9 protein-coding genes are annotated in these 11,981 nt (G+C 57.5%); 1 reads left to right on the top strand and 8 read right to left on the bottom strand.

Going from position 1 to position 11,981, the window contains the following annotated elements; all coding sequences use genetic code 11:
• Window positions 1–84: 84 nt before the first annotated feature.
• Entirely contained in the window at window positions 85–1,089 is a 1,005-nt protein-coding gene (locus AC5Y4F_RS15380) for a hypothetical protein (RefSeq protein ID WP_499997525.1), read from the top strand.
• Window positions 1,090–1,123: 34 nt separating this feature from the next.
• On the opposite strand, the gene AC5Y4F_RS15375 is transcribed toward AC5Y4F_RS15380, so the two are convergent.
• The 8 genes from AC5Y4F_RS15375 to AC5Y4F_RS15340 all read right to left on the bottom strand — a co-directional run bounded on the left by AC5Y4F_RS15375 (window position 1,124) and on the right by AC5Y4F_RS15340 (window position 11,972).
• On the bottom strand, window positions 1,124–4,216 hold the full coding sequence (locus AC5Y4F_RS15375; protein ID WP_499997524.1) for a type III restriction-modification system endonuclease: 3,093 nt from the start codon (window positions 4,214–4,216) through the stop codon (window positions 1,124–1,126).
• Window positions 4,217–4,220: 4 nt separating this feature from the next.
• Complete coding sequence (locus AC5Y4F_RS15370) at window positions 4,221–6,170, bottom strand: site-specific DNA-methyltransferase (RefSeq protein ID WP_499997523.1); 1,950 nt, start codon at window positions 6,168–6,170, stop codon at window positions 4,221–4,223.
• A gap of 3 nt (window positions 6,171–6,173) precedes the next feature.
• Window positions 6,174–6,830, bottom strand: a complete 657-nt coding sequence (locus AC5Y4F_RS15365) for a DUF4391 domain-containing protein (RefSeq protein WP_499997522.1) — start codon at window positions 6,828–6,830, stop codon at window positions 6,174–6,176.
• A complete protein-coding gene (locus tag AC5Y4F_RS15360) occupies window positions 6,827–10,096 on the bottom strand; it encodes a helicase-related protein (RefSeq protein WP_499997521.1) in 3,270 nt (1,089 codons plus the stop codon). Before AC5Y4F_RS15360 ends, AC5Y4F_RS15365 begins: the two co-directional genes overlap by 4 nt.
• Before the next feature lie 2 nt (window positions 10,097–10,098).
• Entirely contained in the window at window positions 10,099–10,293 is a 195-nt protein-coding gene (locus AC5Y4F_RS15355; protein WP_499997520.1) for a helix-turn-helix domain-containing protein, read from the bottom strand.
• A gap of 230 nt (window positions 10,294–10,523) precedes the next feature.
• Window positions 10,524–10,856, bottom strand: a complete 333-nt coding sequence (locus AC5Y4F_RS15350; protein ID WP_499997519.1) for a hypothetical protein — start codon at window positions 10,854–10,856, stop codon at window positions 10,524–10,526.
• Window positions 10,857–11,029: 173 nt separating this feature from the next.
• A complete protein-coding gene (locus tag AC5Y4F_RS15345) occupies window positions 11,030–11,593 on the bottom strand; it encodes a hypothetical protein (protein WP_499997518.1) in 564 nt (187 codons plus the stop codon).
• Between the two features lie 25 nt (window positions 11,594–11,618).
• The gene (locus AC5Y4F_RS15340; protein WP_499997517.1) at window positions 11,619–11,972 is read right to left on the bottom strand and encodes a hypothetical protein; all 354 of its coding nucleotides are present in this window, start codon (window positions 11,970–11,972) and stop codon (window positions 11,619–11,621) included.
• Between the last annotated feature and the right edge of the window lie 9 nt (window positions 11,973–11,981).

The following is an 11,981-nucleotide window of genomic DNA, read 5'->3' as shown; positions in this document are numbered from 1 at the left end:
CGAGCAAACGCATGCCCGCTGAAGGTAAAACCTGTCTCCGGGGCAGGACGGCGATGAAGAGCAGGTTGGAATAGCGTTGTTGGGATGTTGACCATCACGCCGCCGGATTGGCCCGGTATCGGCAGAGCGGTGCCACAGAGCGACTTGCCCGAGCATCTCTTCCGGATTGCATCTCTGCACGCTCGACGTGCACTGGCAAGTGCATCCGACGACCTATCAATTCTGGATCGAGCTGTTTCAATCGGCACTTCCGTCGAGCTGCTTGCCAAAGCCGCGGTCACCAGCATCAGCCCAGTGCTGCTGGCGGAGGACAGACAGTCGAAGCATCTCTTGCAGTTTGTGGGCGTAGGTGAACTCATCCCAGAGAAGGCGAAGACGAGATCGGCCACCGAATGCTTGATGCTTCTAAAACAATGCAGTCCATTCGACTACAACTCCGAACGCGATTCCGTCGTCTTCGACGTGCGGAACCTTGCGACACACCTGGGTTGCGTCGACTTCACGACGCTTGAACCTGCCCTAACCGCAATGGTCGCGCTGTCTGAACAGGTCATCGCGATGATCGGTGAGTTTGACCCCTCGCTGGATCGCACCTCGTACTGGGGCATGGACTTCCTGGCTCAAGTCGACGAACGTATGAAAGTTCAGGCCGAAGCTAAGCGCCTGATGCTAGAGCAACTGAAGGCGGCTGCGCGTCGGGAATTGGAGAGACTCCAGAGTCGAGGCTTGGATCACGACGTCCTGTCGGAGTGGGCAGAGCGTTTGCCGGCCGGATACTACGTCGACGAAGACGAATGGACGCGCACGACGTGTCCGGTATGCAATTACGAGGGATGGCTCGAGTATTCGGTCCACCGGGGCGCGATTGAGGTCGAGTTCGACGACGACGGCAGGCCCGGAATTCCGTTCGTGGAAGTTATCCGCGAGCCCCAGGCCTTCGAATGCTCCGTCTGCGGCCTCCGACTGAGCGACGACCTCCTCCCCCTCGAACATATGGGAGAGACCCAGTGGGACGAGGACGAAGCTACACCTGACGAGATCAGTGCTGCTCAGGAGGCAGCCATCGACGCGTACTACGACTCGGACTAGGGCCTGCGGGCGCGAGGGCGAAGTGGCAGAACAGTCAAACTGTCACCAGCTGCATGAGTTCTGTGTAGTCGGTAACGACGTCGTACTTGACGTCGTCACCGTTCTTCTCGTTGAGTGACTTGAAGAACTTGCGGGCGCATTCGATTTTGGCCGCCTCAGCTCCCTTCAGTTGGAGAGACGAAAGCGAGCCTTTGGTTTCAGCTACGAAGTAGATGTGCTTGACCGTTCCTTCGGTGAAGGCGACGGCCCAGTCAGGGTTATAGTCCCCGACCGGAGTCGGGATGAAGAATCCGCGTGGCAGCTTCGCGTAGACGGCGACTTCGTTACTGGTATCGAGTTCGGTGACGAACTTTCGCTCCACTTTGGAGTCAGTGACGACATATTCATAGATGTGCTTCGTCAGCTTGGGTCCAGCGTTGGCGAAGTCGTGCGTGGTCTGATTCTCGGTGAAAATTGCTGTGTCGAAACGATCTGTGAGGGTGTCGTAGGTCAGATGCTCGACGATCGCCGTGGCCTTCTGCTCATTGATGAGCCGAGCAGCCTCGGTGATGAATTGCTCTGGGTTGAGCCGGAACTTTGCAAACGTATCTGGATTGATCCCCCCGAGTATCGCAGCAGCCGTCCGTCGGGTGAGTTGAGTCTTATCGGTGACTTCACCGAGCAAGTCGTACTTGACCTGGGACCCGGCCGAGGCGGTCTCGGTGTGCGTAGCCGTATTCGAGATGCCAAACCCTCTACCTGCCGAGAGGTCGTCGGCGTCGAGGGAGTCGATCTGAGTTCCAGCTTGAACGACATACTGCATTGCAGCGACAATGAGGTGGTTGTCGAGCCTGTGTACGCACTTGCTGATGAGTTCCGCAGAGTCGAACTCAACCTGATATACGGCCTTATGGTTGATGCGACTCCATAGTGCTTGGAATTCCTTCTTGGCGAAATTGGCTTCGTTGAGCGGAATCTTCTTGCCCTTGCGGCTGTCTTTGGGCACAGGCAAGTTCTGGTCGAGAGAATCAACCAATGGCAGAAGATACGTGATCATCGGCTTTAGAACTTCGGACGAAGGCTCTACAAGTCTGTCAGCCTCCCTCGCAGCGCGGTATGTATCGGAGAGCGTGTAATCCTCGTTGAGGTAGTCATTCTTTATGAGATACATCTGCAGCGCACGGGCCAGGGCTTCCTCGACGATTGACTCACCATTCTCGACCTGAATTGTCTTGCCGGTGAAGAATTTAACTTCAGCCTTGCGGGGACGCGCGCTGAGAGTCTGGGCGATCTCCTTCTGCAGCCCTGTTACGAAGTCGGTGTAGGACTCGTCGGTGACGACAGTCAGCTCGTTGATGTCGTGCACGGTGATGGGGTTGTCCATGCGTTCGCCGTTTTGATCGACGGCCAAGCGTAGTCCGCGCCCGATTTCTTGGCGCCGAGAGACGGTGTTGTCGCTTTTCTTGAGCATGCCCATCACGAAGACGTTGGGGTTGTCCCAGCCTTCACGAAGGGCGGAGTGGGAGAAGATGAAGCGGACTGGCTCGGCCAACGACAGCAAGCGTTCCTTGTCTTTGAGGATTAGGTCGTAAGCGTCGGGATCGGTTGACTGGCCGACTTCGTCTCCACGCTTGGCTGCGATGGGGTCGACTTGACGTTTGGTCCTCTTGTCAATCGAAAAGTAGCCCTCATGCACCGCATGTGCGTCGTCGCGGCACAGGTACTCTCGGTATGCCGCTGTCGCCGCATCGAGTTCGAGCTCACCGAGGATCTCGTTGACGGCCGTCCCGTACTCCTCTTCGAAGACCCGCGCGTACTCGCCGAGAGTGTCCTCGCGCTCGTAGTCTCGATACTTCGCGACCTCATCGATAAAGAACAGCGACAAGACCTTGATGCCTTGCGTGAACAGTTCACGCTCTCGGTCGAGGTGTGCTCGGACAACCTCGCGAATCTGGATGCGCCGCTTGGTTTCTTCGGTGACATCGCGGTCCGCGAGCTGCCCAGCGACGACAATCTCGCCATTGCTAAGTTCGATTACGTCACGGTTTGCATCGATGTCCGTCACTATTAAGGGATGACCGTCGGGCTTGTAAGCCTCGATGCCATTCGCTATATCATGGAGGTTGGCACCCACATCGAGGCGCTTGGTCTGACGGATGATCGGTCCGTTCTTCCTCTGGACTTCGATCTCAACGCGAGCCCGCGGTTTGGCATTCTTATCTATCTCGATAGCATCGAGGTAGAGGTATGCCGCGGAGCCAGCAAGTCCTTTTACGGTGATGCCTCGCACCGAGATCCGCTTGACCAACTTCTGGTTGAAGGCGTCGACGGCATCCAGCCGGTGGACTTTAGTGTGCTCGACCTTGTGAGTTGCTGAGTAGCGCAACACCATAAGCGCCTTAAACTGCGAAAGCGCCTCCAATGCCTTTGGCGCACCGATCTTTTGCGGCTCGTCGATGATTACAATAGGTCGATTGGCGCTGATGACATCGATAGGTCTGCGGGACTGGAAGTCGTCGAGCACTTCGTATATTCGGAGGTTGTCCTTGCTCGTCGAATTGAATGCCTGGATGTTGATGATCATCACCTGCACTCCCGCGTCTGAGCTGAACCGCTCGAGCTCGTGAAGTTGGGACGAGTTGTAGATGAACGACCGAGGTTTCGCTCCATACATCTGCTGGAAGTGCTCGGCCGTTACATCGAACGACTTCTTCACGCCCTCGCGGATAGCGACCGATGGAACGACGATGATGAATTTCGACCAGCCGTAACGCTTGTTCAGCTCCATGATCGTTTTGATGTAGACATAGGTCTTGCCCGTACCGGTCTCCATCTCCACGTCGAGATTCGGAGCGCCTGGAGCGGCACTGCTGTCTACTAGCTTGCTTGACAACGGAAGGTTTCGTGATCGTTGTACCTTCTGAACGTTTTCTAGCCGTTGCGTTGACGTCAGGGCGATCTCCGCGTTACGCAGCCCCGAGTCGGGAGTCGCGCTCGGGTCAAACAGCATCGGCGCGGTGGCCGGATTCGCCCTCCCTGGATCGATTCGATAGGCGACACCATCATGTTTCGGCTGTCCAGCGAAGACCTCGACAACCGCATCCACGGCATCGGTCTGGTACTGCTGAGTCTTGAACTGCAGTCTCATCAGTTCAGATGGCCTTCACGTCCGTCGCCGGAGAAATCTCACGGAAGATCTGTTCCGCATTGATCCGAGCGTCGTCAGAGGCGAAACCGGAATCGCGGAATACGGCTCGCAGCGGCTCACGCCTCGCGATGGCCCGCACCACCTCCGGACTGACTACGCTGTCAAAGCAGGCCACCAATGCGTCGTCTTCGACGACGAACACTTCGTGGCCGTCGATCTGCTCGACGCCAATTTTCATCGTCACCTCAAGTCCCCAATCGAGAAGAACTTGGAACAACATGTCCTCACCCGACCGGTCAGCCTTGATGCTGTCGACCAGACGGATCAACTCAGTTTGGCGCGTCTCGTCGGGTGTGCTTAACACATCGGACAGGTTCGACGTGTCGATCTTGAGCGAACGAAACCCCACATCGAGTTGATTGGCGGCGAATCCTGACTCGTCGACCACCTTAACGCCAGCCCGTCTGATGCGTTCACGAGATATCTCAGCGATTGTGTTGAAACCAGCCTTCGCGGCATCGGATTTCGGATCCGGCTTCTCGTCTCCCTGAACCATGATGAAGCTGCGCCGACCACCATCGTTTGCATTCATTTGCATCACAGCGTGGGCCGTCGTAGCACTTCCTGCGAAGAAATCCAACACGATCATTTGATCGTCATTCAGCAGTTTTAAAAGAAATAAAATGAGTCCTGTTGGTTTTGCAAAGCTGAACGGAATGTTCAAAGAAAGAAGCTCTTTTGTAGCCTGTGAGTTAGGGTAGTCGTATATGACATCTTCGGGGTGAAGGGTGGATTCTACATCTTCGTCATAGTATACCTTCGGATATACATTCCAATTCGATTGTTTTCCATTTTCGTCAAGCAATGGATTTCGGTCAGAGCCTTTCGTAAAAATTAAAAGATCCTTCTTCTCCAGATATGTGTCACGCGACCAACGCCATACCTTGTCAGAATTCGAAACTGGCGTGACTTTTGCTCCGTCTTCCTTTTCTTCAGGAAAGACTGTTCCGGGCGGAATGATTAGACTGCCATCTGGTGCCTCAATGTAATACCTTTGATTCGGTCTCGAGTCTAACGACGGCTGATACAAAGAAGCTCCGCTCTTTTTGTACCTTCGACCATCGGCTTCAGTTAAACGATAATCACTCTCATTGCGTTCTTTGGCAACGCCAAACTCGGGCAGGGCACTTATGTTCCTCGCGTAGGCTAGTACATAGTCCTTAGTGGGGCGGAAATGCGTCCCTTTGTCTGATGTCCGTTTGGCGATTCGGGGCACAACTGCAATAAGATTGGCTTCCCCGAATATCTCATTGCATACCTTCTTTAAGTTGTCTTGCTCGTTGTCGCCAATGGAGATGAAGATAACGCCATCATCCGTCAGCAGGTTCCTCGCCAGCTTGAGGCGCGGGTACATCATGTTGAGCCAGTTGGAGTGGAACCGCCCGTTTGATTCGGGGTTCGCGACGAGCCGCGAACCGTCTGGATCAGCCTGGCAGGAGCGCTCGAGATACGCAGCGGTGCTTTCTGCAAAATCGTCCGCGTAAACAAGGTCATTACCGGTGTTGTAGGGCGGGTCGATGTATATAAGTTTGACTTTTCCGAGGTACGGCTCCTGCAGCAGCTTCAAGGCTTCGAGGTTGTCACCTTCGATGAATAGATTCTTGGTGACGTCAAAGTCGACAGATTCCTCGCGGACCGGCCGAAGGGTTTTGGCGGTTGGTGCGTTGGCGGCGAAAGCCGCTTCTCGTTTGCCGGGCCAGTCCAGCCGGTAGCGCTCTTGCGGGCCTTCGACAACATGATCTGACAATTCCAGGCGCAGCATGTCGAAGTCGACCGCCTTCTTTGGATTCCCTTCGACGTCGAGCGACTCGGTGATGACATTGGGGAACAGCCCCGCCAGCTTGGCAATATTGGCCTCGGTAAAGTCCGGCGATGTCATGGAAAGTTTCTCCACCTGCTACCTCTGCTCTTCCAGTTCTCTTTGCTTCGTTTTCAGGGCACGCCGAAGCTCCACCTTGCGGTTGAGTTGCGGCTCGGCACGGAGTTTTCGCTTTAGGGCGGCGATTTCGCGCTCGAGCTTGCGGACGGTATCCAGCCGCGCAGCTGCTTCTGATAGTTCTTCGCCAGGTCGTGTTGACACCGAGGTGAGAGATTGAACAAGTGCTGTGTAGAGGGCCGATAGCGTTATGGCGGTTGGAAGTGGTTCCCGTGCGGCGTTTTCGGCGTGCCATCGGGTCGTGTAGTAAGCGCCGAGCTTGGGTGTGGGTGACGCTACCTGCTTGTGGGTTGCTGTCATGCGGGTGCGGCCGTCGCTGCTGGTGACCTCGAAGATGATCGGTGTCTGGACAGCTTTGTCGATAGCGGCTATCACGGGCTCGCTGACGTCGTCGCCTTTGGCTACGATCTGGAAGACCTGGATCTCGGGGACTTGCGGGTCACCGGTGAGGTTGATGGTCGACTCGGCGAGTTTGTAGGCCCAGGTGATGCGTTGAACCTCGTTGACGAACTTCTCGCGCAGAGCAGTGGAGACTGCGCCGTGTTCGTAGAATTTTATTTTCGGCACTTGGCGACCGAACTTGGCGGCGGGCGGCCAATGGTAGAGGACCCCGGTCATGCTGTTGCCGGGCCGGGATCGACAACGGCGATGAAGGCAATAAGTTCGAAGTCATCGAGGCCGGCGATGGTCTGAGTTAGTGCCGTGGTCGCGCCGGCGGTGAAGAGGCTGTCGATGTCCCGTTCTTCGGTGACCTGGATCATTGAATGGATTGCGGCGGTGAGTAGTTGAGAGTAAGCGCCCATTTCTGCGCCTTCTCGAGTGGTGTCGTTGAAGATGCGGGTGACGGGGGTGACGGGTTCGTCGTAGGGGCGACATCCGGTGCGGATCAAGTCGAGTAGGTGTTTGGCTTCGGTGTGGTCGGCGATGACGTTGCCATCGTTGTCGAGGTATACGAGGTAGTGCGGATGCAGCCGATTCCCACGGTTGATGTTGTCGTCGGCGTTGACGTTGCGCAGGGCGAAAAGCACGCCGGGGTACAGGCCTTTCGCTGGGTCGGCGGGAATTACGGCGTGAAGCCCCTTCGGGGCAGTGGCGAGGTCGCCGTATTCTTTGAGATAGCCGAGGAGGTCCATGCGGAAGTCGTTGAGCCCGAGGTCGGTAATGGAAACACCGGTACGGACGTCTTCGAGTTCGATGACTTCCTCCTGGAGCTTGCGGAGTTGTTCCTTGCGGAAGGCTGCGTCACTGTCCTCTAGGGTTAGGACGTTGTCGTCCGCGGTGCCGGCGAGGTCGGCGATCACCATGCGGCTTTCGACGCGGTCCTTGAGGTTGATGTACTCGTCGAGCGAGATGTCTGGCCAGAAGTTCACGAGTTGGATCTCGGCGTTGGTCGAGCCGATACGGTCGATGCGGCCGAATCGTTGGATGATCCTGACGGGGTTCCAGTGAATGTCGTAGTTGACGAGATAGTCGCAGTCTTGGAGATTCTGCCCCTCGCTGATCACGTCGGTGCCGATCAACAGGTCTAGTTCGGCGGTCTCTTTGGGCATGGTGAGGTGGCGTTGCTTGGACCTCGGAGAGAAGAGTGTAAGGACTTGCTGAAAGTCATAGCCGGTACCCAATGTCGTTTTCGCCGTGTGGGCACCTCCGGTGACGAGCGCGGTCTGGATCTCGGCGTCGCGAAATGATGGCGCAAGTTCCCGGTAGAGGTACTCGGCGGTGTCGGCGAAGGCGGAAAATACTAGAGCCTTGCGATTCCCGGGGTTGAAGGGGTTGGCGGACTTATCCGCGATGAGACGTTTGAGCTTCTGGAGTTTGAGGTCGTGCGCCGGGGTGACCTTGTGCATCTCGTCCAGGAGCGCGCGCAGGGTCTCGCGGTCGTTAGACAGGTCGCGCTGCCAGGATTCCACGTCGATGTCGTTGAGGTCGATCTTGATTTTCTCTCCGAATGAGAGGGCTTCGACATTGGCGTCGTCTTCGTCGTCGACATCGAGGTCGAGTCCGGCGAAGTCGACGTTGAGGTCGGTGAGGGATCCGGTTCGTGATCCGACTCGATCAAGGGTGCGGTCAACTGCTGCTTCGATTTTCGAGAGGGTGAGACGGAACGCCTCTACCGAGCTCTCCAGGCGCTTGAGCAGGTTGACGGTCATGAGCTTCTTGAGGCCCTGCTCACGGCCGCGTTGTCCGATGTTGGAGCGTGCGGTACCGCCCTTGACGTTGTAGAGGTCTTCGTACTTGCTGATTCGGCTGGGAAAAACGTAAGCGAGCGGGGTGTATACAGCCAGGGTGAGTACTTGGAGCTGGGCGAAGATGTCGTTGAAGGTCGGCGCGTCGGGTAGATCCGAGAGTGGCTCCCTGATCGACTCTGGATGGCGACGTTTGGGGAATGTGCCGATCTCGGTCGTGTCGTAGAACGCCTGGATGTGCTTGCGGGATCGGGCAATTGTGACCGAGTCGAGGAGCTCGAAGAAATCGAAGTCGAGCATCTGCAGAATTCGTTCGGCAGTTCGCGATTCAGCAGGAAGTTTGGACCACTCGTTGAAGACGCGCTGTGCGTCGCTGAAGACCTTGTCGATCGTGGTGGAGATGTTGAGGTGTTGGGCGAGGTTTTCCGAGTCGCCTTCGTAAGCGAGTTGGAGTTGGTTCTTCAAGTCGTTGAAGCGGTTGTTGACCGGGGTGGCCGACAGCATAAGAACTTTGGTTTTTACGCCTTCGCGGATAACTTGCCGCATGAGCCGTTGGTAGCGCGATTCCATTTCTTGTGCGTAGTCGGCATTGCGGAAGTTGTGGGACTCGTCGATGACGACGAGATCGTAGTTACCCCAATTGATTCGGTCGAGACGCAAGCCCAACGATTCTCCCTTCGCCCTGGAGAGGTCGGTATGGGCGAGAACGTCGTAGTTGAACCGGTCGCCGGCGAAGATGTTGGTGGTCAGGTTGGCGTTGTAGTTGGTCCAGTTTTCAGCGAGCTTTTTCGGCGCTAGGACGAGAACGGACTTGTTGCGCAGCTCGTAGTACTTGACGACTGCCAGCGCCGTGAACGTCTTGCCCAGGCCGACGCTGTCGGCGAGGATGCAGCCGTTATATGTCTCCAACTTGTTGATGATTCCGGTCGCGGCGTCACGTTGGAAGTTGTACAGGCTTTTCCAGACCTGCGTTTCCTGATAGCCGGTGCGATCGTTGGGCAGAACGTCCTCGTTGATGTCCTCGAGGAACTCGGAGAATAAGTTGTAGAGGACCACGAAGTATATCCGAGCCGGCGAGTTCTCCGCATACACGCTTGCTATGTGGTCGTGCACCGACTGGGTGACGTCTTGGAGCTGGCTCGGATTGTTCCAAATCTGTTCGAAGAGCGCGACATACTGTGTAGCCATCGGTGCTTCGTCGAGTTTGGTGACGATGTTGGAGACCGCATTTCCACGTTCGTAACCGAGATCAGCAGAGGTGAAGCCTTGGATTGGTTGGTAGGCGACCCGGTCGTCAACGACTGCGAACTGTTGCATCGGCGCTCCGGTCCGGTTTGAGCGGAATCGGACCTTGCGGCGCACCCAGTCCGCGCACTCTCGAGCGATGGCTCTTTGTGTCAACTGGTTTCGTAGCCTGATCTCGAACTGCGAACCGTAAAGGGAGGATTCCCCGGTTCGGGCCGTGGGGATGAAGAACTGTCGGCGTTCTTTCGGTAACTGATCGGTGGCGTTGGCGGCGACGAACGAGGGCGATGTGAAAACGAACTGGAGCTCCTCGACCCGTTCTAACTCTTTGCGCAACGCCTCGAACGCGAAGATCGAGAACGTCGAAGCGGCGATCCGGAGCTTGGAACCTTGGCGAACCTCACCCTTGAGATCGTCACCAAGCAGTTCACTCACGTTGTCGATGATGCGCATGCTCAGCCCCCGGCCGTGTCGTCGGCCGCCGCGCCATCGCGGCGCACCCAGTCGTCGACCTCAACGGTCTGGAACTTCCACAGCCGGCCCACCTTGTGGGCCGGCATGCCTTTCTCTGCGATCCAGGTGTAGACGGTGTCCTTGGTGACGCCGAGGTGGGAAGCGATCTCGTCTGCCGACAGCCAGGGCTCTGACATGGGCGACCCCCTGGCTGATCGACATCGGTGCCTGGACGGGGAGAGCCTAAGGGACAGCAAACTGGTTTAGCCTGGTTTCGACCGAATTAGGCGGGTGACACCAGCTCTACCCTGGCGGGGAGCAGGTCATGGCCTACGCGGAGAGCACGCATGGGTCGTTTCTCCGCCCGGCGCCCGGGTCACCAGCGGCTTCTGACCGCGGATGGGTCGAGTCTCACCCTGACCCGAGTTCAAATCATCGATTCATCCCACGGCTCGTCGGGCGTCGAGGCGATCGCCGACTTGGAACCCGACGTCGACGAGGAACCTTCGGCAGCGAGGTCTATCGCGTGAATCTCGGCTGCTATCTCGCGCTGCTGCTTGATCAACGCTGCGAACGCCGGACCTGCGGTCTTCGGGTCGTCGATGGCCTTTGCGATCCGATATTGCAATGCGACGAGCAGCTGCCGGCGATCAGCACTCCTCGCAGCATCGAGAACCGACTTCGGCGCCGCTTTCCGCGCAGTCCGCTTCGCCGGCGCTTTCTCGTCCGCCTTCACAGCGCGCAATCTGCGCTCGGTCACGTCACGAGTTCCTTTTGCTCGTTGGAAAAAACGGGGCGGAGGGGGCAATGCCTATGCCACGGGGTGCAGCGACGGGGCGGGGTGGGGGTCACCCCCGGTAGTGTTTGGGCCTCGCGGCGGCGCGGCGCGGGTGACGGGAACTCCGTTCGCGCCGGCCCGAAACCGTCAGGTGGCTACCAGCCGCCGCGGAAAGACGGGCTCAGCGTGGCGTAGGACAGGTTCGCGCCGAACGAGTCATAGTTCTGAATCTTGGCGAGGTCGTCGAGTTGCTCTTTGGCGCCTGGGTTTTGCTTGATGTATTCGGCGACGATGCCTCTCCAACCAGCTTCGAGTGCTCGCGCAAGTACTGCGGCGGCAAGGGTGTTGTCGTCGGAGCGAATTGCTGCCGCGAATACCTCGCCCGCTTCGTCGGCTTGGGTGAGTCGTGCTGCGCGGTCTTGTGCGTCGCGATAGGCGATGATCTGGCCGGGATGGCTGCTCGTGACGCTGGAGAGCCCGAACAGCGACTTCTCAAGTGACTGACGCTTGTTGGTGATGAGCTCCTTCTCCTTCTTGCGGAGGTCGCTCAGTTTGGCGCTCACCTGTGCGTGCTCGCTGTCGAGCTTGGCCCGCTTCCCGGTGTCGGTGAGGGTGTTGTCGGAGTCGAGTAGGTCGGTGGTGCGGGCCCATCGGCTCTGAATGTTCGCAGCCTGCCTGCGCAGATCGTCGATCTGGGATTCGAGCTGTGCCAGAGACATTGCGTTGGTTTCCTTTCGGGGTGGTTCAGGCCGAGGCGCGGCCGGTGGTGAGGTTCCACAGTTCTTGGACAGTGACCGCGATTGGGTGCTCGCCGTCCCAGACTTTGATGAAGGCTTCGACCACAGAGGCCCATCGGTTGTCGACAGCTACGCGCAAGATTTCGACTTGCACGAGGTTGCTTTCGGCGGACTGTAGTAGCTCGCGCGCCGCGTTCTCCGTGTGGAGAGCCGCCACAACTCGGTTAGGGACGACCCTTCCGAAAAGGCGGGAGTACAGGAAATTGATGCGTTCCGCGGTGGCTTGCGCAACTCGGTCCTGCTCGGCGCGCTTGACGGCCGCGTGGTCCACCTTTGCCATGCAGCGCTCGACGACGGTCATGTTGGGCGA

The organism is Mycobacterium sp. NGS56, from assembly GCF_059812425.1.
This window is presented reverse-complemented; position numbering and strand designations above follow the sequence as displayed.

Excerpts from the sequence above, each read along its gene's own strand:
- AC5Y4F_RS15380 (WP_499997525.1), top strand. The coding sequence starts at position 85 with ATGTTGACCATCACGCCGCCGGATTGGCCCGGTATCGGCAGAGCGGTG.
- AC5Y4F_RS15375 (WP_499997524.1), bottom strand. The coding sequence starts at position 4,216 with ATGAGACTGCAGTTCAAGACTCAGCAGTACCAGACCGATGCCGTGGAT.
- AC5Y4F_RS15365 (WP_499997522.1), bottom strand. The coding sequence starts at position 6,830 with ATGACCGGGGTCCTCTACCATTGGCCGCCCGCCGCCAAGTTCGGTCGC.
- AC5Y4F_RS15360 (WP_499997521.1), bottom strand. The coding sequence starts at position 10,096 with ATGCGCATCATCGACAACGTGAGTGAACTGCTTGGTGACGATCTCAAG.
- AC5Y4F_RS15355 (WP_499997520.1), bottom strand. The coding sequence starts at position 10,293 with ATGTCAGAGCCCTGGCTGTCGGCAGACGAGATCGCTTCCCACCTCGGC.
- AC5Y4F_RS15345 (WP_499997518.1), bottom strand. The coding sequence starts at position 11,593 with ATGTCTCTGGCACAGCTCGAATCCCAGATCGACGATCTGCGCAGGCAG.
- AC5Y4F_RS15340 (WP_499997517.1), bottom strand. The coding sequence starts at position 11,972 with ATGACCGTCGTCGAGCGCTGCATGGCAAAGGTGGACCACGCGGCCGTC.